The following is a 21,953-nucleotide window of genomic DNA, read 5'->3' as shown; positions in this document are numbered from 1 at the left end:
TATATTCTTATCCATTTTTTCCGCTTATGCTGGCATTTTTGAGCAGTAAAGATAACACCTTATATATTATATCTAGATCTATGAAAATTCGTATAAAATGTAAAAATACCTTTTTGCTTCCCCTTTTCCGACATGGACGGGTCATTCTTCTTTTTTCGAAGCAGTTCCTACCCGTACATCTACAGCTGCCCCGCTGTCAAGAGACAGGATCTCTGCAGGGGATAAGAGCAACTGCCCTGTTGCAAGCAACCTGTCTGCTTTATCTGTAATAAGTACTTCTTCTCCTGCACGGAGTTCAGGATCAATCTCAATTACATGCTTTGCAAAAGCTGTTTTGCCTGCCTCCACAAAAGGAACAGCATCTTCCGAAACAACTACCCTGAGCCTTTTCCCGGGAAGAAGCCTGTGGACTATGGAAGCTCCTTCAATACTGAGCGTGAAAAAACCATCCTTTGCTCTGGCTGTTGCAATTCTATTACCTGAGTGAAAGACCTGACGTACTCTTTTTGTCCTTGATAACTGGAACGTTGATCCTTCAGGGAAAAGCTCTTTTCCTGTACCTTTTCCGAACTGGTAATCCGCAATCATACGGACCCTTGAAAGTCTTTCTACATTGCAGTTCATGAGGGTAAATAATATATGCAGACCTTAAAGCCGTTCCGGTCACCCATACTTCCAAAAATAAACTTCCGGGAGATCATTAAATTTATATTTTCTATATGAAATAATAAATTATTTATATTTTGTATATTTTAACCAGTAACTGTCTGGAAGTACAAATTTCGTACTGATGTAAATAATAAGTAATTCTTGAATGTAAATAATAAGTAATTCTTGAATGTAAATAATAAATAATTAATTGCCTGATTTGAAAGAGGGCTATAAATATAACTCTCAGGGACCCTCAGGTGCTGAAATCCTGCAAACGGAATCTCTCCAGCACCAACCACATTTTAAAAACGAAAACCCGAGGATTTTGTTGATTCGAAAAAACGTTTCTTTAGATGAAGCTCACCTCCTAAAACTCCAGCCTCTGCTGGAAAAACATGGAGGAAATTTAAGCGCAGCTATACGTGAAGTCATTGACCTGTCCAGTCCTGGCCCTGAAAACTATGGAACTCCAGATGAGATCGCTGAAAACCTGAGAAAAAGGGAAAGTTTCCCTGGGATAAGGGAACAGCTTATTCAGAGCGGCGAATGTGTAATGATGAGCCAGAAGACTATGAAATGGCTTGTGAAAAGCAGTGTCGGCAAACTTATGGATGAGGATGTTGTCCACGAACTGCTTAATCCTTACCTCCTTACTACAGTTCCCGAGTTAAAGGAATTCCTTAACTGCGGCAGTAAAAGCATGGGCTGGAAAATAGAAGTCTCGTGTTCCTTCAAGGAAGAAGTCGAACCCGAATCCTTCACCATGGATTTCATCGGCGGAGATCGGGACTTCCGTGAGTTTCTTGTGGGGATAGTCTGCATCTTCCTTGCGCGCTGGATGAATTTTGACGTTGAGGCTGTACACCGGAAGTCCAATTCAATTACCATATACCTGAAAAGTTTTTTTCGGCATGACCTGCAGGAAAAAGCTCCCGGCGTGAGGAAACACTTCGGTTCCAAAGATCTCCTGTATAGGGAAATTGAACGAAAACCTGATTTCTGGGTAACGCTTGCGGATCTTTACAAAAAATTCAATTATCAGAGGGTAAACCTGGATAAGAACTTTTTTGAAGCCCTGGTAGCAGGAAATCTTCCGGATATAACAAAATATTTTGAGATTAAAGCCGACCGTCCACTCCGTGAGATTCCTCTTTCGGAACTGCTCCCTCTCTTTAAATACCTTGTAGTTGCCTCCCAGCTAGTGGATGACGTGGAAATATGTGCTGAGAAAGGAAAAGAGAATATAAAAATCCGGCATAATTATTCTGAAGAGAGCGTGGTTTTAACACTGATTCAGCTGTTTTCCAATGTATTTAATTCCGGCTGGCACAACTTCAGTGTGAGTTACGTATCCAAACTCATTATGTTTGATTTCACTCTTCCTGATACTTCAAAACGAGATGTTGTGGAAGGTTCCCAAGTTATGGATTCTTAATATAAAATAACAACTTTTATATATATATGCACGGCTCTTGTAAACTTGCTTGTAGTCTTTAAGCTCATAGTGTACCGGCACTGCCAGGTTGTTTGTTGAAAAGCACTCTTTATAAAGCAGGGATGACCTTTGATTCGCAAAAACGTTTCTATGGAAGATGAATACCTCCAGAAACTACAGCCCTTTCTGGACAAAAACAACGGGAACCTGAGTGCTGCAATCAGGGATGCAATAGAGCTTGCAGATGCTGCCCTTCAGGGACACGGGTCAGTAGAAAACGCCCTGGAATATTTTACACAGGGTTCAACAAAGTATCCTGAAATTCGCAATAGTCTGATCGAGAGCGGAGAGTGCATATTGATTAGCCAGCTTTCATTCAGGTGGTTTATTGAAAATACCGATGGGATATTGATAGATGATGAACTTGTAAGTGAATTTCTCAATCCGTATCAGATAAAAAATGTTTCTGACCTCCTGGAGTATCTCAATGCACGTAGCCGGAATATGGGATGGGAAATTGAAGTTTCCCTCAACACCTGGGAGGAAGATAAAACCGAGGTAATAGTGCTTGAAAACGGGGATCCCAGTTTAAGAGCTTTTATTGCTGAGGTAATCTCTATTTTTCTGGGTCGTTATCTGAGCATGGATGTTTCTTTTGTCCATAGGAAATCTAATTCTATCAGAATTTTTCTCAAAGCATACAGGTCTGACATGGAGGTTCCTCCGGGGATCAGAAAGAACTTTGGAACTCTTGACTATACTCTTAAAGAAATTAGAAGCAAGCCGGAATTCTGGATCTCCCAGGTGGAAAAATACAAGCTGCAGAGGTATCAGCGGATAAATCTTAACAAGGACGTCTTTGAAATCTTTCTTTCCGGGGAGATTCCTGATGTGATAAGCTTTTTTGAGGTATCTGCAGGCAAACCTATTCAGGAAATTCCGCTTTACGAACTGTTTGCCATTTTCAAAAAATTAATTTCTGTTACCAATCTTGCAAATGATGTTGAAAGGACAGTTGATAGAGGAAAAATAATTATAAAAATTCGACATCAATTTTCCGAAGAAATTGCTATTGCGAAACTTGTAAAGCTATTTTCAAATATATTCCAGACAGCAGGTTATATTATTGATGTCAGGACCGTATCAAATCTTATTATTATCGAGTTCGCAGACACCTGTTATGTCTATCCTTCCCGTAGCTGCAAATATTGAAATTTCTCTTCCTTCTGATTTCTCTTACAGACTAAATAATTTGGCTCACTTGTTCGCGTAAACGGAACTTTTAGTCTGTTGTTATTTTTGCTATTTTTATTTCGTATGTAACTGTTTTCTTGTCTTTTTTCTTCTTGAACTCTTCTTCTACATATATATATTTTCGGTTCTTTTTTCTAGCAAAAAAATTAATAAGTAGAAGCTACAATCTAATACTGATTCATAAAAATGGAAAAGTACGGGGGATGAGAAAAGTCCCAATTTCCTGTGCTTCCAAAAAGGGAAAAGAGGAAGTCCGCTTGATAGTCCGCAAAAACATCTCGATTGATCAATGCTATATAGACAAATTAAAGCCCTTTCTGGACAAAAACAATGGAAACTTAAGTGCAGCGATAAGGGATTCTATCGAAATCGCCTCTCAGGCTCTTGATACAAATAAGAATGAGAGGGGAGAAAAAGACTCAAGTAATGCTTCAAAGAATGCCGAATCACGTAATAAAATGGTTGAGGAAGAAGAATTTTTGCTTATCCATCATACCATGCTTGAGTGGTTTATTAAGAAAACCTCAGGCCTGCTTATTGAAGAATCGACTGTATATGAGTTAATAAACCCATATACTATTAAAAAAATTCCTGATTTTGTTAGTTACGTAAACGCACTAAATGATAAAATGGGCTGGAGAATTAAAGTTGACGCTGAATGCACTGGAAGCCCGGAACCGGAAACTGTAATCCTGACCCTTTCAAACGGCAACCCCTGTTTCAGGGGAGTAATTGCCCAGAGCCTTGCTCTCTATCTGGCAAAGCAGATGAAACTGGACGTACAGGGACTTTTCAACAGGTCCAATGTAACTAAAATCTATTTTAGGCGGGTCGAGTTCCTTAATTATGAAAAAGTCCCGAAAGGGTTTGAAGAACATTTCGGGTCAATGGAAGGTACTTTCCGGGAGGTTCAGAGACGGCCGGAGCTCTGGAAAAATCTTATCAAGATCTACAGGCAGCAGAACTACCAGCGGCTCAACATGAACAAAAAAGTTTTTGAAGCATTTGTCTCAGGAAATCTTCCTTCAGTTGACGACATGGCAAGAGAATTCGAATTGCTTGCAGGCAAACCGCCGGAGACTTTCACCCTTGCAGAGCACATAATGATTTTTAAAGAACTTTACCTTACTGACAGTATAGGAAGCGATATTGAGGTCTGTACTGAGAAAGGCAATGAATATGTTAAATTGATTCACGATTACTCTGATAGAAAAGTTTGTGAACGCTTCATACGGTACTACTCAAATATTTTCGCCTCTATTGGTTATCTTTTTACAGTCACTTCAAGCCCCCACATGATTGTTTTCGAATTCGGTAAAAACATGGACCTCAGCTACATCTCCGAATCCGGACTTGTGGATGCGGAGGCTGAGCCATCCTTTACACCATGAATTTTTTACCCAGATGGATAAATTCATATGCGGGAGTTTCCTATCACTTTTCATGAGTGACGTAATTCTACTCTGGGACAGCCCTCTTCTTTTTGAAAAACTGTTTATTGAATATGGGCTCGAGTGCAGTAGGGCACTTTCAACGTCCCTGGGTACTCCTTATCTGCCTGCATGTAAAATTCTTATCTTGCCTACCGGATTTGCAAATAAGCAGTATACGAAAACAGGTGTTGGGCTTGAACGCGGCAAACGTTCCCTTGAAAGATTTGTGGCAAAAGGTGGAACCCTGCTTGTCTTCAGCCCTCTTGTCCCCGAATACGAGTATGAATGGCTGCCTTTCTCCCTGAAGTACGTAATGGAAGAAAACTCCTGCACACCTCATCCCGTGGGCGAACATGAAGCTCAGAAACTTATCGAAAACATTATTCCTCCTGCAGGATGTGATGGCTATTTCTCAGAAACCGATGCTGAAGTTGTTCTTGAGGATGACAAAGGAAGGGCCGTTATGGTTGTAAAAGAAATCGGAGAAGGCATTATTGTTGCAACCACAATCCACGAATTGCCTGCAGCCGGGTTCTTTGAGTGCAGGGCTTCATGTACGAAAAAAGTAAAACCTTGAAAAGTAAAACCTTGAAAAGTGAAGGTCTGAAAAGTGAAGGTCTGAAAAGTGAAACTTAGACCAAAAGCTTCGCTCTGTATTATATAACCTTAAATAAAAGGTGACCTGGTACTAAAATGTAATCTGAAACTAAGAAATGCAGGAAAATCAGCGTAAAAATAACTTGATAATAAACATAAAAGAGGCTTTAAAGGGAAAACAAACAGCTACAGATAATAGTTCTTTTGTCAACCTTTATTTTATCTTCTTTACATTTTTATCCTTTTTGTACTGCTCCCTAAGTTTCTTGATTTCCTCTGCTTCATTTTTCATCCTGATTACAAAGAGACCGAAGCAGGGCTTTATGTATTGAAATATTATGTCATTTCCTGAAAAACCAACAGGAATAGCTGTACCCAGAAGGAAAATACCTTTTATATCGTACCCTCCGGGTACCAGGTACATATCCTCTGAATGCTCCTTAACAACGCTTTCACACTCTTTGGGGGTTGCGTTTTTCAGGAGGATCTCATAGTCAAATTCGCTTAAACATACCATTTTTGTACCTTTTATGATTTTTTTTCTTTTAAATTAAGCAAGAAAGATTCTGGTAGCTGTCACGGCCCTCAAATGATCGCTAATTAATCTCTAAATTAAAATTATGGGGGGATGATATATAGAGATAGTCCATTCTGAAAAGAGTAAAAGAGAGCTCTATACAAATAGAGTGCTCTGTAGGAATCTTTTATTTAATCCAAATTATTTCTGCAACCTTTTTGCTTATGGAAAGAGTGAACAGTTTTAAGACGGTTTCAACAAGTTTAATACATGATAACATGAGAATGGTTAATCATACCTTAGAGGAATTGAAACGCGGACCTGTGAGGAACATGTTTGAATTAAAACGTTGTCCGGGTTTCAAGGATTTCTACCTATATCTCAATTGCAAAGGTTGAAATTCAGGATTATCCATATCCCATTCTTATATCTAAAACACATCAGATAAGACACATTAGATAAGATACCTCAGATAAGATACATCAAATAAAATACCTCAAATAAAATACATGAGAGATGAAATGTTATGACCGGCGTAAAAGTGCTCCTCATGATGGGATGTCCAGAGGTCCCAATTCAAACCAGCATTGCTCTGTATCTTTCCCATAAGCTGACTAAATTGGGATTCGATGTAACCGTTGCCGGGACAGGTGCAGCAACCCAGCTTTTGAAGGTCTCTGATTCCGACGGCTATTATGCAAAAAAGCTGGCGAGTCTCGATAATACCCTGGAGGATATTATGGAGAAAAGAACGGATTTCGACATCTGCTTCGCCTTTATGCATAACGATGCCGGAATGACCTATGCTGCGACTATGAGCGCCATTTCTCAGTCCAGGCTGTACTCCATAGTTTTTGGCAGGAACGCCGAGGCTCTGGCCGAAACCATCGAGTTCGATTGTGAAAAGATCGTCTCAAAGGATGTTCACAACCCCGTTCGTCTCAAGAACAAGCTGGACAAAGTGATGGAGGAGATAGTCAAATGAGCTGTATTGAGCAGATGAAGTACGAGATCCTCCTGGATAGGACAACTTACAAGGATGCCAGAGAGTACATTGTGAATAACTCGGACGAGATTTACTATGTATCCCCCGGCTACAAGATCTTCAAGGACTACCACATTATAGGAGTACCTCCCATTGCTCTGGGGGCTAAAGGCAACGCTCTGATCTTCACCTACACAAAGCCCTGCTATGGAACTTTTGTCCTGACCGTAGACAACGAGGACAGCACAAAGGAAATAGGTCGGCTCAGGGAGACGGAGACGGAAAAGGTAAAGACCTCTTTGAAGAAGGGCAAGTCTCCTGAGAGTCCGAAGGTACCCTCTGGCAGTTACCTGGATATGTGGAAAAAATGAATTCTAAGAAGTAAATGAATTACAAGTGGTTACCCTGATCAAGATCACAGAAAAAGATTACCACAGAAAAGGATTCACCACAGAAAAGGATTTACCACAGAAAAGGGATTTCAATATAGGGGAAGAGAGTTTTACCTCATTTTCCTCTAAATTGACATCAAAATCGGGTTTTACACTTATTATTCTTGTTCTATTATCAGGTCTTTGACCCTGATCCCGCTTTCCACGATTTTTCCTACGATTTTTCCGCCGGTAATCTCTGCAGCTTTTGCGGCATCTTTTTCCGGAAGGATGATCAAAAAGCCCATTCCCATATTGAAGGTCCTGTACATCTCAAGATCTTCAACTCCGCCTTCTTTCTGCAGGAGTTTGAAAATCTCCTGGGGCTCCAGAGGGTCATAAAAGTCAAAGCCTAGCTTTGTTACCCTTCTAAGTTTCAAAAGCCCGCTGCCTGTTATATGGGCAAACCCGTGTACTTCACATGCTTTAAGGACATCAAGGACTTCGATATAGATCCTGGTGGGTTCCAGGAGGTCATCTCCTATGGTCTTTGAACTGTCATAGGGGCAGGGGTCATGGTAAGAGTATCCGGATTCCTCTATGATCTTTCTCACAAGAGTGTAACCGTTACTGTGGACTCCTGTACTCGGAATACCGACAATTACGTCCCCTACCTGGACCTTTCCTCCTTCAATAACATCCTCTTTTTTGACAAACCCAAGGCAGGTGCCTGCGAGGTCAAAACCTTTGATGATATCAGGCAGGGTTGCGGTTTCCCCGCCTATAATAGACATCCTGGATATTTCAGCTCCTTTCAGCAGCCCTTCTCCTATCTGTGCTGCAAAGCCCTCTTCATGCTTTTCCAGGGCCAGGTAGTCCACAAAGGCTACAGGTTCAGCCCCTATTGCAAGGAGGTCGTTAACGTTCATTGCGATGCAGTCTATTCCAACGGTGTTCCAGCGCTGCATCTCGTTTGCAATAAGGACTTTTGAGCCAACCCCGTCCGTTGTCATGGCAAGGGCATACTCCCCGAAGTCCAGGAGCCCTGCATAGTGACCTATCCCTGTAAGGGGGGCTCCAATTCCTTTTCGAACATAACTCAGTTTGTCGATCAGGGTTTTGACGGTTTTTTCTTCTTCTGTGATATCCACGCCCGAATCCGCGTATGTTAGGTGCTTTTCGCTCACTCTCTTACCCTTCCTGCCTGCTTCATAGCTGTTTTTCAATTCCATTTCCATTGTAGAGTTTGAATTCGTCATGCAGGGTTTTGACTGCGGCAAATGCCTCATCTTCCCTTACCACGAAAGAGATGTTGTACTGGGAAGATCCCTGGCTGATCATAATAATATTAATCATTGAATTTCCAAGTGCCCCGAATACCCTTTTTGCCACTCCGGGAGTTCCTGCCATACCTGCACCCACAACCGCGACCACACAGACATTTTTATCCGAAGTGATTTCCTTTACGATTTCACGGTTGAACTCGGCATGGAGGGCATTTAATGCAGTCTCTACATGTGACTCACTTACCACAAAAGAGAGATTCGACTCGGAAGACCCCTGGCTGATCATAACGATGTTTACTCCTGCCCTTGCAAGTGCGGTAAAGAGCCTTGCCACAGTCCCGACTGTCCCTGCCATTTCGGCACCTGAGATGTTAATAAGGGCTACGTTTTTGATCAGGCTTACTGCTTTTACCACGTGCTTGCACTGGAATTTCTCTGCCACCACAAGTGTACCCGGGAACTCCGGGTCAAAGGTGTTCTTGACACGCACAGGAATATGTTCGCGCATTGCAGGTTCAATGGTACGCGGGTGCAGCACGTTTGCCCCAAAGTAAGAGAGCTCCATGGCTTCTGCATAGGAGATCTGCGGGATGGTCTTTGCTTCGGAGACGATTCTCGGGTCCGTTGTCATGATCCCGTTAACTTCTTTCCAGAGCCAGATCTCGTCGGCTTTCAGGGCTGCACCAAGGATGGAAGCCGAGAAATCAGATCCGCTTCTGCCAAGGGTGGTGATTATCCCTTCTTCATTTTCCCCTATAAAGCCTGTGACCACAAGGACATGGGACTCAAGCCTGCACCCCAGCCTCTTTGGTACAAGCTCGTATGTCTTTTCCAGAGGGCGGGCATTTCCGTAATCCGAGGTAGTTACAATCCCTGCTTCTCCTCCGGTGTATTCGATTGATGAGATTCCAAGGGAGCGGACAGCACCTGAAACGATCGGAGCTGCCAGACGCTCCCCATAGGAGGAGATATAGTCGATTGACCTGTTGGTAAGTTCGCCCAGATAGCAGATCCCGATCAGGGCTTTTTCGAGCTCTTCAATCCGGAGGTCAAGGGTCTGGAGGACTTCTTTTGCGACATTGGGGTCGTCAATGGCATCCCTCACGGCTTCGTGGTGTTTGTTTGTAAGCTCTGTTCTAAACTCTTTTACAAGTGAAACCTTACCTTTTGTTGAGGCAAGGCGAGCATTTTCCAGAAGCCTATCGGTTACTCCACTGAGTGCCGAGGTTACCACCACGATCTGGTTGCCCTCCTCATAGTATCTTTTAAGGAGCTGGGCAACGTGACGGATCTTTTTTCCGTCTCCAACGGAAGTTCCTCCAAATTTCATTATAATTTTCATGATCGGATCACGTTTTGGCATTAAGTCGGATATTCCGAAATCTTTCTTTTTTCTTATATGTGATTCTTAGCAATTTTGATGTTAATTAATTTTGACCATCCTGATCAGTATTCAGCTAATCTGACATTAGCATTAATTATAATCTGACATTAGCACTAATTATATACTTTGAGAAACTCTGAAATAAATCCTGTTACGCTTACAGGTCGCTTCTTCATATATAATCCTGCCTGTAAAGAACAGCATGCTCCGGCTCTCCTGCTGCTTAATATCTTTTACGCTGAGAACCTGTCGTGTATAGGATATGGATACTATATTATAATGTTTGTGTAAATGGGTATAAGAATTGAAGCGTTAGGAACGGCAGAAAAAGCTTGCTGGCAGATGCCAGAAAAATACCTTAGCAGGTATTCGGTAGAAAGTGATATATTTTATCTGTAAGATGAAAGGGTAAAGCAGTTGGAAAAAGGTGACGCAATGAAATATGCCATACTTATAGGAGACGGAATGGCGGATTACCCGATAGAGAAACTGGGTGGCAGGACTATTCTACAGTCAGCTCGAACACCTGCGATGGATTCCATTGCCGCGCGCGGGAAAACCGGACTTGCACAGACCGTACCCGATGGTTTTCCTCCCGGAAGCGACGTTGCAAATATGTCAATTCTCGGGTACGATCCGGCAGTCTATTACTCAGGAAGGGCTCCTCTGGAAGCTGCGAGCATGGGAGTGGCTCTTGCAGCTGATGATGTGGCTTTCAGGTGCAATCTTATTACCATAGAAAATGGGACTATAAAAGACTACAGTGCAGGGCATATAAGCAGTGATGAAGCAAAGATCCTGATCGATACACTTGATTCCGAACTCAGGACCGATAAAGTCAGGTTCTATCCGGGCATAAGTTACAGGCACCTTATTGTTGCCGGGAATAACCTGGGAGCAGAAACGGAATGTACGCCTCCGCATGATATCACAGGTGAAAGAAAGGATAGTTATCTTCCCAGAGGAAAAGACGGAGATTTTTTTTCAGGACTGATTGAGGCATCTACGGTTGTTCTGGAACTGCACCCTGTTAACCTGAAAAGAGCACAGGAAGGAAAAAATCCGGCAAATTCCATCTGGGTCTGGGGACAGGGACATGCTCCAAAATTCAAATCTTTTCAGGAACTTTACGGGAAAAAAGGAGCTATTATTTCAGCAGTGGATTTGCTCAAGGGCATTGGAATCTATGCAGGGCTGGATGTAATTGAAGTTCCTGGGGCAACCGGTTATCTGGATACCAATTATGAAGGAAAAGCCAGTGCAGCTATTGAAGCCCTGAAAAACAGGGATCTCGTCTTCGTTCACGTTGAAGCTCCAGACGAGGCAGGGCATGAAGGAAGCATTGATAAAAAACTACAGGCAATTGAAGACTTTGATAGCCGGATAGTTGGTCCTATTCTCAAACATGCCGAAGCTTCAGATGAACCGTTTACGATTCTTGTACTGCCCGATCATCCTACCCCGGTTTCGATAAAGACCCATACAAGGGACCCTATCCCGTTTGCGGTTTACACAACTGATAAAGCTGATCCGGATGGGGTGGAAACCTTTGATGAGGAATCGGTCAAAAATGGTTCAATGGGTCTGGTAAAAGCCTCAGACCTGATAAAAATGCTTGTAAAAGGTTAAAAACCCTTTATTCAGGCTCTTTGTAATATTTGTTACTGGTTTTCAGACCTGAAGTCTTTCAATTTCTCTGGAAATTCCGCTTAATCCGGGGTTTTCGGAGATTTTTTCTTGATTTTTTCTATTATTTTTTATTCAATCTTATTTAATTTCATTTTATTTCATTTAATTTTATTTTTCAGGTTCTTCTTTTTCCATACATTTTGGTGAAATTATCTAAGAAAACGTATATATCCTTTCTCAATATATTCAAAATAGCACTACATATCTGCATCATTTTTTTACTCAAGGGGGAATATAAGATGAAATGGCCTGCTAAAAGATCATTTTCAGGACCCGCCCGCTGGGATCCGTTTGAAGAGATCAGAAGGACACAGGAGCGTCTGAACCAGCTGTTTGAAGACTTCATGCCAATGGAAGAATGGGGGGGCGGAAAAGTATACACTCCAGCCATTGACATAAAGGAGGAAGAAGACAAACTCCTGGTCACCACAGACCTGCCAGGGATTAATAAAGAAGACGTTGAGGTTAATCTCAAAGAAGATATGCTTGAGATCAGCGCAAAATCCGGCAGGGAAAAGGAATCCGAAGAAGAAGGATACCTGCGCAGGGAAAGAGCATATACGCAATTTTACCGTGCTGTCCGCCTGCCTGCCAATGTCAAAGAGGAAGGCTCTACTGCAAAAATGGAAAACGGTGTCCTGACAATTTCGCTTCCAAAAGCGAAAATTGAAGAGCCGAAAAAGAAGATCGAAATTGAGTGACCATTCCGAAAAAGGAAGGTAAACTCTACTATAAGACAAAATAAGAGACAAATTCAGAGGGACTGCGAAAAAACACGCAGCCTTTTACTTTTGTTTCTTTATGGTTGTTCCGCCTGTTATTTTTTATATTTTTTCCAGTTGATTTCTTCTGGTTTTACTTTTCTTATTTTTTGTCTTTTTTCAGGATTTTTTTTCATTGAGGTTCAGGCATAGTGCGGAAAGATGTATTTTATTTCCCTGGGTTTTTCTCCTTCTTCTCCCTCATCTTCATCCGGAAACTCCTTACTCTTCCTGGCTTCGGCTATTGCAACCTCCGGGTGTTTTTTTAAGAATTCTCTTGAATAAGCAGTGGTTTCCTTCGCTGACGATTGGAAGATTGCATCGATCTCTTCTCTGCTGAACTGCCCGTGGTAAAGTAGAAGTTGAGTTATCTTTTCCCGGGTTGCCTGAGGCTCGTTTTCATAGTCCAGGGAATAGTGCAGTTTACTTACAATAATTCTCAAGGCTCGAGGTTTGCCCTGATGACTTTCTTTAAAATCAAAAGGGCTTTTTTCTTTGATTTTCTGTATGATTTCATTCAGGTCGTACTGGCTCATACTTAACACCCCTTAAGAAATTGGTTTGCAAGCTAGATATAAATTATCAATTTGCCTTGAAAGTGGGTGATATTTAAGCAGGATAAGATTGAAAATCGATTAATACAAGCAAAAGAATCGAAAGATAAGGCAATCCGAAAATCAAAATAAACCGGAAAACAAAGTGAAAAGTGCGGCATCAGGAAATTGTTCTCATCATCTTTTGCTCAGCTGGGGTAACTCTCATCATCGCCGCAAAACTCTGTATATCGGTGGTCTTATTTATGGTTACTGCCTTTACTGCTGTAAATTATTCGTTTACAGGATTGTTTCCATAATTCTGTGAAGTCAACCTGACTCAAAGAACTCAGATTTTATCATTCTAATCAGACCCGACATTACAAATCCTATTCAAAATTTTATTAAAAATCTTATTACTCCATATCTTATCATTTTAAAATCTTGAGGAAGCCTCTTGAAATTTGAAGCCATTGCTGTAGAAAATATTCCCCTTATACAGAAAGGGGACGACCTGCCCTCTCTTATCTGTGAGAGGATTGAACTTCAGGACAGAGACATTGTTATTATTGCCTCAACCATTGTTGCAAAAGCCGAAGGGGAAATCTTCAGGCTCGAAGATATCACCCCCGGAGAACAGGCTCTTGAGGTCGCAGCCCGGACAGGGAAAGACGCACGCTTCATTCAGGCTGTTCTTGCCAGGAGCAAGGAAGTCTTTGTTGAGGCGCCTTTTATGCTTGTGACAACCCTTGCAGGGCATACCTGTGTAAATGCAGGAGTCGACGAGTCCAATATTGAACACGGATTTTTGCTCTACCCTCCTGAATATCCGGACGCCAGTGCCTCAAAACTCGGAGAAAAGCTTGAAAGGCTTAGCGGGAAAGAGATAAGTGTCATTATTACGGACACAAACGGAAGAGCTTTCAAGATCGGACAGACTGGAGTTTCTATAGGGATTTACAAAATAAAATCCATCAAACGCTGGATCGGAGAAAAGGACCTTTTCGGCAAAATCCTGGAGATTACAGAAGAAGCAGTTGCTGATGAGCTTGCAGGTGCTGCCAACCTTTTGATGGGAGAAGGGGCAGGTGGGATTCCTGTTGTAATCATTCGCGGGCTTGATTATTACTGCGAAGGGAATACGTCTATAAACGAGACATACCGCCCTGAAGATATGGATATCATCAAAAAAGGGCTTCGTTGCCTGCAGAAAAAGAATTGAAAGAAAGATCTGAAATGATCTGAATGAAAATGTTTTCGGGACTGCGGTTTTATTCCCCGTTTACATTCTCATTTTTCAGCTCAAAGGGTATATATTCCACTTCCACCCCTGCGCTCCTGAAGAAAACCAGGGAATCGGTATCAGGATAAGGTGTTGAATATACTACTCTTTTGATGTTTGAGTTTATGATCATTTTTGCACACAGGATGCAGGGCTGGTGCGTACAGTAAATGGTTCCTCCGGCAATACTGACCCCATGGATTGCGGCCTGGATAATGGCGTTCTGCTCCGCGTGCACTGCCCGGCACTTCTCATGCCGCGTGCCTGAGGGAATCTTTTCAAGGTCCCGGATACACCCCGTCTCAAGGCAGTGCTCCATGCCGCTTGGAGCTCCGTTATATCCGGTTGAAAGAATGCGCTTATCCCGGACAATTACTGCCCCTACATTGTTCCGGAGGCAGGTTGCCCGTTTGCCTACCACGAAGGCGATTTCAAGGAAATATTCGTCAAGGGAAGGTCTTTCCGTCATTATTTTTAATGAACAGTAACTGGTATATATAGTTGTAACGTTAGAACTTGTACAACTTTTGACAATAAATTTTAAATGATGAATTAACGCTATATAGAGAAAGAATTGTTTCTCGAGGAATAATTAATATAATGTATAGTATATAGAACTGAAACGGATCAACTTATTTACACTATATGGAATGTGGAACATTTCTTCCCGGAACCATAGTTCGAAAAGGGCTGATAATTTCAAGTTACCAGGCACGTTCCGGACGATAATTCTGGATGGTTCTGGAATGTAAATCTGGACACTTCCGTGTTATGACTCTGAATGTTTTCCGGATTATAGATCCGGATAAAATAAGCTCGGATAATTTCGAAAAAATAGATGCATTCATCCGGAGTATTTAATTATGGCAACAGGTTTGACCGAATTTTTAGATAATTTCGTGAAAAAGCACGATAATCGCCAGTTGCTGGCAATCCCCCTTGCAGTACTTGCAGTTTCTTTAGTTGTACTGCTGGTTTCCTTTGCAAGCAGCGGGTCGCCGGTAACCCTGGGAATGGAGTTCCAGGGCGGTACCCAGATTTCGGTAGAGACAACCGACTCCCCCGCTATGCTTGAAGAAATGTACTCTTCTTATCCCCTCAAGGATGCCCGGCAGGCCGGAAGCAGGGTTATCATACAGTTCGGGGTTATGGATAATGAAGAACAGCGCCAGCTTGAAGAAGATGTAATGGGCCGCTATTCTAACGTGGAAATCAAACAGATAGGGCCCGTTTACGGCCAGGAACTGCAGGTTCAGGCTCTTCAGGCAGTTATTATATCTTTTATAGGAATGTCCATTGTGGTTTTCCTTATTTTCCGGAGCGTTATACCTTCTTTTGCAGTGGTGCTCTCTGCCTTTTCGGACATCATAATTGCCGTTGCTTTCATGCGGGTTGCAGGGATCGATCTTTCCCTTGGAACGGTTGCAGCCCTGCTTATGCTCATCGGTTATTCCGTAGACAGTGACATTTTGCTAACAAACAGGGTACTCAAGCGCAGGGGTACTGTGGAAGAAAAGGTTTCAAGGGCGATGCAGACAGGGATTACCATGACCACAACAACCCTTGCAGCCCTTGTGGTTATGTATGTGGTTTCAACTTACATTTACCTGATAATTCCATCATTCACACAGATTACCCTGCTTTCGCAAATCTCAATTGTATTGATAGTGGGGCTTGCTGCAGATATTATGAACACCTGGCTTCTCAACACCGGGATCCTGCGGTGGTATGTGACGAAACCTGAATTCAGAGGGAGGTATAACAGATGAGCGATAAAAAAAGCCTCTTTAAAAATGTAAGAGTTATCATCTTCATACTTGCCATACTTGCCTCAATCGTGGTTATCCACCCAGGTTATAATTCTGAAGAAGGGGCAACCACTAACCTGAACTACGGGCTTGACCTTGAAGGTGGCTCCTGGCTTCAGATCAAGTTGCAGGGAGCTCTCGCCCAGGTAGATGCAGATCCAGGAATGATAGTCAGCCAAATGGTAGAACCTGTCATTGGTGTCCCTATCAAGATCACAGATAGCAACCTGGACGTTGGTGGAGTGAGTTCATCCGACAGATCCATCACATTCACAACGTCCGTTCCGGTTAGTGCATCACAACTTGAGCTTCTGAATCTTGGCAGTGTAAGCGTTGATAGGCTGAATCAGGAAACGACCCAGGTAACGCTCACTACCAGTAAAGAAGCCCTCATCCAGGCTTACCTCTCACAAGCTTTTGATGCAGAAGTGCTTCCGATCAGTACCGAAGATGGTATTGTCTATGAAATCCGGACTGAAGCTTCAGAAGAAGAGCTCTCAGCCCTTATGGATAAAGTCGGAGGGACAATCCTCAAGAATAAAGACGGGACTTCGACATATACAGAAGGAGTCAGCACCGACACAAGGGACCTGACCAGAGATATCCTGAATGACAAACTTAACTCGCTTGGCTTGAAAGACATTCCTGTCAGGACTGTCGGAGAAGACTATATCCTCATTGATTTTGCAGGCATCGACCTTGCAACGGCAAAGGATATTGCTGAAAAGCCCGGTAAATTTGAAATCCGCATACAGACTACAGGAAATGAAACCCAGCATGTTCTTTATGGAGATTCCATTGTAAGTGTGGGGATTCCGACTTTCCACGATAACCAGTGGCACACTCCATTTACCCTGAATGAAGACGGAGCCCGGACTCTCCAGAAAGTTGCAATCGAGACCGGGGCTGCTGACAATCCGGAGGCTCACTACCTGAACATGTATCTGGATGAAAACAAGATATACGGAGCTCCCCTCAGTTACTCTGCAGCATCCCGGCTGAAAGAAACTCCCATATATTCCTGGGAGGCTTCCACAGGCACTGATGAGGTAGCCAAGACTGAAGCCGAAACGCTCCAGATTCACCTCAGGGCAGGGGCTCTTCCTGTAAACGTGGTGCTTGTAGGTTCAGGGCACGTTGATGCATCCCTTGGAGAACAGTTCAAAACCGAAGCAGTCATAGCAGGGTTGCTATCCCTGATAGCAGTTGCTGCAGTTGTTTTCCGCAGGTATAGGAGGCCTGAAATCCTGGTGCCAATGGTCGGGACTTCCGTTAGTGAAGTCATTATGATCCTTGGAGTTGCAGCAGCTATCGGCTGGCAGCTTGACCTTGCAGCAATTGCAGGTATAATTGCCGCAATAGGGACAGGCATTGACCACCTTGTGATTATCACAGACGAGGTGCTTTACGAAGGCAAACTTCCACCAACAAAGGTCTTCCTTTCCAGGATCGGAAAAGCCTTCGCAATCATTTTCGGAGCAGCCGCCACAACAATCATTGCCATGTCTCCTCTGGTAGTCATGGGCTTCGGAGCTCTGAAGGGATTTGCCATCACCACTATCATTGGTGTTTTCATTGGTGTGGTTATTGCAAGACCTGTTTACGGTGTGGTTATCAAGGAACTTCTTGAGGCAGATGGAAACGGCACCTCGGAAAGCGAAGGCTTAACTGAGTGAGTGCCTGGGAAAAGATAAAATCCCTGAACAACTGAGTATTCAAAAACTGAAAAGCAAGGTGGATTAATGCAGGATCTCTGGACTCTAAAATACAGGGCAGATACCCTTGAAGGACTGCTCGGAAACGAACATGCTGTAAGAACGCTTTCCGAACTGGCACAGTCAGGGACCCTGCCCCACCTTATTTTTTACGGCCCTGAAAACTCAGGGAAGACAACGGCTTCTCTTGCCCTTGCCAGACAGCTCTATGGGGATACCTGGAAAAACAACTTTGTATATTTCAATGCCTCGGACTTTTTCGATCAGGGAAAACGTTATCTTGTACGGGACAAACGTTTTGTCCGTATTCTGGGTACAGATGATCCGAAAAAAATCTACAAAAGCGTAATAGATATTTTTAAGGAAATTATTAACGAATATGCCGGGATGGCTTCCATTGATGCTGATTACAAGATAATCTATATCGATAATGCAGAATCCCTTAGCTCAGATGCACAGCACGCTCTCAGGCGGATCATGGAAAAATACAGTGCAACCTGCAGGTTTATTCTTTCCACTACAAAACCTTCAAAACTCATTTCTCCCCTCCGCTCAAGGGGTCTTCAGGTCTTTTTTTCATATGTTCCGGATTTTCTCCTGAAAACTCATCTTGAGAAAATCACCCTTGCTGAAAAACTGGAACTTTCCAGCGGCGCACTTGAAGCTATCCTTTATCTAGCTAAAGGAAACGTTGCAAGAGCTGTCCAGACTCTCCAGCTTGCTGCCCTCAGGGTAGAGGATGCTGAAATTACGGAAGAAATCGTGTTTGAAGCTACTATGAAAGGCAGGGATGAAACCGTAGATGAACTGCTTGATGCGGCTCTTGCAGGGGACTTTTCCAGAGGGCGCCAGCTCATAGATGAAATAATTATTGAAAAAGGTCTCTCGGGGACCGATATCCTTGAAGGGCTGACCGAAGCTCTTATAGACTCAGGAGAAAACGATGCGGATATTGCTCGCCTTATTGTTAAAATCTCAGAAACCGATGCCAGACTTACAGGTGCTAGCAGTGAGAGAATCCAGCTCGAAAAACTAATTTCTACATTCTCCTGATTTATTTTATAAATCAAACCTTTTGTCTTATTTCTTTTGAATTTGTTTCAAATGTGAAACATGCTCTTTTATATCTTTCCCTCCATTTAATCTCCTTCCCAATATGCTATATAAATGATTCCGTCGCATGTTCTATCAAAATGCCAAACTATATATACTATATTCCTTTAATTGAAATAGGGTCAGCAAATTATATATAGGATCAGTTTTTATCTTTTATTGTAAATGGGCCAGAAGCCCATGCTTCTCAGGAGTTTAGGGGTTCGAGTATACCTTCTAAACGAGGTACAGACCTGATATTTCAGGATACATCTGCATGGTGTGCCTGTACTCTCTATAGAGGGTTCTGAGCCGGTACTCCCTCGAGCAGAAGCCAGATTCGGGTACTTCTGGTATAAATCCACAAAAATCCCTCCATTGCTCCCTGAATAACCCCTCTTTTCAGGGAGATCATGCTCATACGGCAGAATTGAACTACAGTTGCTTTATAACATGAAATATTCTGCCTGATTTAAAAAAAGTATTGTCTGCCTGATTCCACTTTCAGGCAGACTTCTTATTAAATCTTTTTTACAATCTCGTTTTATATTTTCAGTCTCTTTCAGTACTTGTAATGCTTTACCGAGTGATAGAGAATCACAACAAAGAAAGCAATTATTACCAGCAAGAAACTGAAGAAGCCTACAGGGTCCCAGACAAAGCCTATCCCTGCTCCGCCTTCCCCCCAGGAAACAAGTACCGCTCCCTGGAGCACCGTGGGGATAACCACGCAGGCGAAGGCCAGGACAAAGATAAATACGATGTCAAAAACCTCTGCAACTAAGCTTTTTTCTGCCATTTTTTCTGCCTCCTCAATCGTAGTACCTGAACTCGAACATGTGGTTCTTTATCGATTTACGTACACTCAGGCAGCCGATTGCCTCGATGGCAACCATCAGGCCTATGAAGATCACATAGAGGTAGAAAAAGTTTCCAGCAATCTCCCAGGTTTCGGAAAGAATCCTGTAAAGGACAAATCCTTCCACCCCTATCAGCAGGGCAAGCATGCCCATGATAAGGGCGGTGTCTCCGTTCAGTTTGCTGTGGTATTTGCTTTCCAGAGCCGTGTTATTCTTCTCCAACACCAACCACCTCCTTTCCTATCCTCGCAATTTCCGAGCCTTTTGGTGCGGGCCAGCCCATTTCAGTCCAGTTGTTTTCTATGTTTGAATTCTTGTGTCTGTGGCTGAAATAGAAGTACGCAATACCGTAGAACACAAAGGCGAAGATCAGGTTATACTTGTAGCCCCAGAACAGTGTTGAAAGAATCGTAATCGCGATTGCAATTGCAAAGTAGGCGATATACGGCTGAAGAGGACCCACAAAGGGGCGCACTTTGCTTGTTGTTTCCGGGAAGAGGTTCCTGAAGCGGATCAGGGAGAAGGGGATCAGGACATAACAGAGCAGTCCCGAGATAATGGAGAAGGTAATAACCTGGTCCAGGAATCCGCTAAAGGCAAATCCGATTGCAACAGGCATTGTGAAGATCACAGCCCTGTAAGGAGTGTTGTACCTTGGGTGTACTGCCGAGAACCAGGAAGATACATAGTGGTCCCTGGAAAGTGCAAACCAGGAGCGTGATGAGTCACAAACGCAGCCGTTGGCACTGGCAATACATGTCAGGAATGTCCCAAGTCCCAGGGCAGCAATGAAGAGAAACACACCGCTGTTCTGGGCTGCTTCAAAGAGTGGATACACGGAAACGCCCAGCATATCCGTAGGAATCAGCACTGAACAGAGGTAGAGAGTCATTGCTGCTCCTATGAGCAGGGTGATCATTCCGGCCTGTTGTCCCAGAGGCACTGCCCTTGAAGGGTGTTTGCACTCTTCGGCACACATCGCAGCCCCTTCTATACCCAGATAGAACCACGGCCCGAATTGCAGAGCTGCAAAGAGGCCTATCATGCCGTTTGGCAAAGCCCCCTGGAAAAGGTATTCGGGGTGGATGTCTACTGCACCAAAAGCGGTTGCAAAGAAGAAGATCACTATTGCAATGAAAGCGATCATGGTCAGGAAGAAGTTAAGGGTTAGAGCTGCAACGACGCCCCGGTAATTGATGAAGGTCAAAAGTGCAATAACAAGCAGTGTTACAGGGAAAACCTGCAACTCCGGAAAGATGCTTTGTGCGATGAATGCGACGACAATGGCATCTGCCGCCTCAAGGGCGATATATTCCATGTACACCGCAAGACCTACACTGGCAGCTGCTCCCGGTCCTACAAATAGTCTCGCCCAGTCGTAAGGGCCTCCTGCAAGTTTGGTTGATGATCCGAGTTCACTGGCGCAGAGGGCAATCATGACATACATGGTTCCTGCAACCAGCATGGCAAGCAGGGATCCCAGAACTCCTCCTTTTGCGACGGTGAAGTTCCAGCCCATATATTCCCCGACCAGCACGATCCCGACTCCGAGGGCCCATACATGGAAAGGCCGCAAAGTCTTGACTAAGCTGCCGGATTCATGGTTTTCAGACATGTCGTCTCAGCCCCTTTTTTTCGAAATCTTGCTGGCGTCCAGCAGAACCCAGCCCATCAATCCAAAAGCCAGGAGATATATCAGTCCATTTATAATAGTCCACATATCCATTTTCATATCCCCCTATGTTTTTTTATACACTGATTTTTTGCATTCGGTCACCTATTTGTGAAAAAAAATTTCCGCACGATTCGCTGTGCATATATATAAGGGTTTCGCCTGAGTTTTTAAAAAAAAATTAGCCAGCGAGAAACTCGCTGGCTTTCTGGATCTTTCAATGTAAACTTTCGGCTTAGAATACAAGCCCGAGGTCTTCAAGCTGCCTTCTTGCAGAGTTGTATACCTGAACGTATTCTTCTGTTGGAGTAATGGTCTTTACGTCGTAGCATTCCTGGAAGGTCTTTCCTGCCGGGGCGCTTGCGTAGTTCTTCTCGTAGAGGGGCACGAGTTTGCTGATGATCTTGTTGACCTCGGAAATTTCCATTCCCGCGGTTGCCCTTGCTACTTCTCCCATCATCCTGGCTTCCATACCTGTGGTCTTGTCTGTTACGACACCTTTTGCGGCTGCGACACCTGAGAGAATTTCGCGGCCAGATGCGGTGTCATTCATGGACTGAGCAGAGGCTTCGAGGAGGCACATCTCGGTACATGGTCCTGCGCAGGGGTAGTACTGGTTCCCGGAGAG

General features: G+C 43.5%; 22 protein-coding genes. 12 read left to right on the top strand and 10 right to left on the bottom strand.

What is annotated here, in order from left to right:
- Positions 1-141: 141 nt before the first annotated feature.
- On the bottom strand, positions 142-624 hold the full coding sequence (locus tag EO93_RS00295) for a PUA domain-containing protein (protein WP_048160488.1): 483 nt from the start codon (positions 622-624) through the stop codon (positions 142-144).
- Between the two features lie 355 nt (positions 625-979).
- On the opposite strand from EO93_RS00295, the gene EO93_RS00290 reads away from it, so the two are divergent.
- From EO93_RS00290 to EO93_RS00275, 4 genes are all read left to right on the top strand, one after another.
- Positions 980-2,086: a hypothetical protein gene (locus tag EO93_RS00290; RefSeq protein WP_048160486.1), complete on the top strand. Its 1,107-nt coding sequence runs from the start codon at positions 980-982 to the stop codon at positions 2,084-2,086.
- Between the two features lie 150 nt (positions 2,087-2,236).
- Entirely contained in the window at positions 2,237-3,298 is a 1,062-nt protein-coding gene (locus tag EO93_RS00285; protein WP_235284057.1) for a hypothetical protein, read from the top strand.
- A 245-nt stretch (positions 3,299-3,543) separates the two neighbouring features.
- Entirely contained in the window at positions 3,544-4,731 is a 1,188-nt protein-coding gene (locus tag EO93_RS00280; protein ID WP_235284056.1) for a hypothetical protein, read from the top strand.
- 52 nt (positions 4,732-4,783) lie between these two features.
- On the top strand, positions 4,784-5,350 hold the full coding sequence (locus tag EO93_RS00275; RefSeq protein ID WP_048160483.1) for a hypothetical protein: 567 nt from the start codon (positions 4,784-4,786) through the stop codon (positions 5,348-5,350).
- 234 nt (positions 5,351-5,584) lie between these two features.
- On the opposite strand, the gene EO93_RS00270 is transcribed toward EO93_RS00275, so the two are convergent.
- Entirely contained in the window at positions 5,585-5,887 is a 303-nt protein-coding gene (locus EO93_RS00270; protein ID WP_048142611.1) for a DUF1894 domain-containing protein, read from the bottom strand.
- A 550-nt stretch (positions 5,888-6,437) separates the two neighbouring features.
- Between EO93_RS00270 and EO93_RS00265 the strand changes: the two genes are divergently transcribed.
- Both EO93_RS00265 and EO93_RS00260 read left to right on the top strand, forming a co-directional pair.
- The gene (locus EO93_RS00265) at positions 6,438-6,872 is read left to right on the top strand and encodes a DUF1890 domain-containing protein (RefSeq protein WP_235283196.1); all 435 of its coding nucleotides are present in this window, start codon (positions 6,438-6,440) and stop codon (positions 6,870-6,872) included.
- A complete protein-coding gene (locus tag EO93_RS00260; protein WP_048160480.1) occupies positions 6,869-7,243 on the top strand; it encodes a DUF1894 domain-containing protein in 375 nt (124 codons plus the stop codon). The genes EO93_RS00265 and EO93_RS00260 overlap by 4 nt, the downstream gene beginning before the upstream one ends.
- Before the next feature lie 179 nt (positions 7,244-7,422).
- Here EO93_RS00260 and purM read toward each other — a convergent pair whose 3' ends face one another.
- The gene (purM, locus tag EO93_RS00255; protein WP_048132070.1) at positions 7,423-8,430 is read right to left on the bottom strand and encodes a phosphoribosylformylglycinamidine cyclo-ligase; all 1,008 of its coding nucleotides are present in this window, start codon (positions 8,428-8,430) and stop codon (positions 7,423-7,425) included.
- A gap of 22 nt (positions 8,431-8,452) precedes the next feature.
- A complete protein-coding gene (locus EO93_RS00250; protein WP_048132072.1) occupies positions 8,453-9,871 on the bottom strand; it encodes an aspartate kinase in 1,419 nt (472 codons plus the stop codon).
- A 477-nt stretch (positions 9,872-10,348) separates the two neighbouring features.
- On the opposite strand from EO93_RS00250, the gene EO93_RS00245 reads away from it, so the two are divergent.
- Both EO93_RS00245 and EO93_RS00240 read left to right on the top strand, forming a co-directional pair.
- A complete protein-coding gene (locus EO93_RS00245) occupies positions 10,349-11,542 on the top strand; it encodes a cofactor-independent phosphoglycerate mutase (protein WP_048160525.1) in 1,194 nt (397 codons plus the stop codon).
- A 299-nt stretch (positions 11,543-11,841) separates the two neighbouring features.
- The gene (locus tag EO93_RS00240) at positions 11,842-12,303 is read left to right on the top strand and encodes an Hsp20/alpha crystallin family protein (protein WP_048132046.1); all 462 of its coding nucleotides are present in this window, start codon (positions 11,842-11,844) and stop codon (positions 12,301-12,303) included.
- Between the two features lie 203 nt (positions 12,304-12,506).
- On the opposite strand, the gene EO93_RS00235 is transcribed toward EO93_RS00240, so the two are convergent.
- Entirely contained in the window at positions 12,507-12,899 is a 393-nt protein-coding gene (locus EO93_RS00235; RefSeq protein WP_235283195.1) for a hypothetical protein, read from the bottom strand.
- A gap of 454 nt (positions 12,900-13,353) precedes the next feature.
- Here EO93_RS00235 and EO93_RS00230 point away from each other — a divergent pair, with 454 nt between their 5' ends.
- A complete protein-coding gene (locus EO93_RS00230; RefSeq protein ID WP_048160478.1) occupies positions 13,354-14,118 on the top strand; it encodes a coenzyme F420-0:L-glutamate ligase in 765 nt (254 codons plus the stop codon).
- 49 nt (positions 14,119-14,167) lie between these two features.
- Here the strand turns inward: EO93_RS00230 and EO93_RS00225 are convergent, their stop codons facing one another.
- The gene (locus EO93_RS00225) at positions 14,168-14,647 is read right to left on the bottom strand and encodes a cytidine/deoxycytidylate deaminase family protein (RefSeq protein WP_048160477.1); all 480 of its coding nucleotides are present in this window, start codon (positions 14,645-14,647) and stop codon (positions 14,168-14,170) included.
- A 394-nt stretch (positions 14,648-15,041) separates the two neighbouring features.
- Between EO93_RS00225 and EO93_RS00220 the strand changes: the two genes are divergently transcribed.
- The 3 genes from EO93_RS00220 (at position 15,042) to EO93_RS00210 (ending at position 18,754) form a co-directional block, all read left to right on the top strand.
- On the top strand, positions 15,042-15,947 hold the full coding sequence (locus tag EO93_RS00220) for a protein translocase subunit SecF (protein WP_048160475.1): 906 nt from the start codon (positions 15,042-15,044) through the stop codon (positions 15,945-15,947).
- Complete coding sequence (locus tag EO93_RS00215) at positions 15,944-17,662, top strand: preprotein translocase subunit SecD (RefSeq protein WP_048160474.1); 1,719 nt, start codon at positions 15,944-15,946, stop codon at positions 17,660-17,662. The genes EO93_RS00220 and EO93_RS00215 overlap by 4 nt, the downstream gene beginning before the upstream one ends.
- Positions 17,663-17,728: 66 nt before the next feature.
- On the top strand, positions 17,729-18,754 hold the full coding sequence (locus EO93_RS00210; RefSeq protein WP_048132058.1) for an AAA family ATPase: 1,026 nt from the start codon (positions 17,729-17,731) through the stop codon (positions 18,752-18,754).
- A 601-nt stretch (positions 18,755-19,355) separates the two neighbouring features.
- Here the strand turns inward: EO93_RS00210 and EO93_RS00205 are convergent.
- The 4 genes from EO93_RS00205 to EO93_RS00190 all read right to left on the bottom strand — a co-directional run.
- On the bottom strand, positions 19,356-19,592 hold the full coding sequence (locus tag EO93_RS00205; RefSeq protein ID WP_048128719.1) for an efflux RND transporter permease subunit: 237 nt from the start codon (positions 19,590-19,592) through the stop codon (positions 19,356-19,358).
- Positions 19,593-19,605: 13 nt separating this feature from the next.
- Positions 19,606-19,878, bottom strand: coding sequence for a monomethylamine permease (locus tag EO93_RS00200; protein WP_235284055.1), 273 nt, complete (start codon positions 19,876-19,878; stop codon positions 19,606-19,608).
- Positions 19,862-21,268, bottom strand: a complete 1,407-nt coding sequence (locus tag EO93_RS00195; RefSeq protein WP_048132063.1) for an APC family permease — start codon at positions 21,266-21,268, stop codon at positions 19,862-19,864. Before EO93_RS00195 ends, EO93_RS00200 begins: the two co-directional genes overlap by 17 nt.
- A 292-nt stretch (positions 21,269-21,560) precedes the next feature.
- A partial coding sequence (locus tag EO93_RS00190) for a monomethylamine:corrinoid methyltransferase (RefSeq protein WP_048160471.1) occupies positions 21,561-21,953 on the bottom strand: 393 nt, incomplete at its 5' end.

Origin of the sequence: Methanosarcina sp. 1.H.A.2.2, assembly GCF_000979975.1 — an archaeon.
GTDB lineage: Archaea > Halobacteriota > Methanosarcinia > Methanosarcinales > Methanosarcinaceae > Methanosarcina.
Note: the sequence above shows the minus strand (reverse complement) of the source record. Positions and strands in the feature narration are given on the sequence as shown.

Coding starts and splice junctions, on each gene's coding strand:
- EO93_RS00295 (WP_048160488.1), bottom strand. CDS start 624: ATGAACTGCAATGTAGAAAGACTTTCAAGGGTCCGTATGATTGCGGAT.
- EO93_RS00285 (WP_235284057.1), top strand. CDS start 2,237: ATGGAAGATGAATACCTCCAGAAACTACAGCCCTTTCTGGACAAAAAC.
- EO93_RS00280 (WP_235284056.1), top strand. CDS start 3,544: ATGAGAAAAGTCCCAATTTCCTGTGCTTCCAAAAAGGGAAAAGAGGAA.
- EO93_RS00275 (WP_048160483.1), top strand. CDS start 4,784: ATGAGTGACGTAATTCTACTCTGGGACAGCCCTCTTCTTTTTGAAAAA.
- EO93_RS00270 (WP_048142611.1), bottom strand. CDS start 5,887: ATGGTATGTTTAAGCGAATTTGACTATGAGATCCTCCTGAAAAACGCA.
- EO93_RS00265 (WP_235283196.1), top strand. CDS start 6,438: ATGATGGGATGTCCAGAGGTCCCAATTCAAACCAGCATTGCTCTGTAT.
- EO93_RS00260 (WP_048160480.1), top strand. CDS start 6,869: ATGAGCTGTATTGAGCAGATGAAGTACGAGATCCTCCTGGATAGGACA.
- EO93_RS00250 (WP_048132072.1), bottom strand. CDS start 9,871: ATGAAAATTATAATGAAATTTGGAGGAACTTCCGTTGGAGACGGAAAA.
- EO93_RS00245 (WP_048160525.1), top strand. CDS start 10,349: ATGAAATATGCCATACTTATAGGAGACGGAATGGCGGATTACCCGATA.
- EO93_RS00240 (WP_048132046.1), top strand. CDS start 11,842: ATGAAATGGCCTGCTAAAAGATCATTTTCAGGACCCGCCCGCTGGGAT.
- EO93_RS00235 (WP_235283195.1), bottom strand. CDS start 12,899: ATGAGCCAGTACGACCTGAATGAAATCATACAGAAAATCAAAGAAAAA.
- EO93_RS00225 (WP_048160477.1), bottom strand. CDS start 14,647: ATGACGGAAAGACCTTCCCTTGACGAATATTTCCTTGAAATCGCCTTC.
- EO93_RS00220 (WP_048160475.1), top strand. CDS start 15,042: ATGGCAACAGGTTTGACCGAATTTTTAGATAATTTCGTGAAAAAGCAC.
- EO93_RS00215 (WP_048160474.1), top strand. CDS start 15,944: ATGAGCGATAAAAAAAGCCTCTTTAAAAATGTAAGAGTTATCATCTTC.
- EO93_RS00210 (WP_048132058.1), top strand. CDS start 17,729: ATGCAGGATCTCTGGACTCTAAAATACAGGGCAGATACCCTTGAAGGA.
- EO93_RS00205 (WP_048128719.1), bottom strand. CDS start 19,592: ATGGCAGAAAAAAGCTTAGTTGCAGAGGTTTTTGACATCGTATTTATC.
- EO93_RS00195 (WP_048132063.1), bottom strand. CDS start 21,268: ATGTCTGAAAACCATGAATCCGGCAGCTTAGTCAAGACTTTGCGGCCT.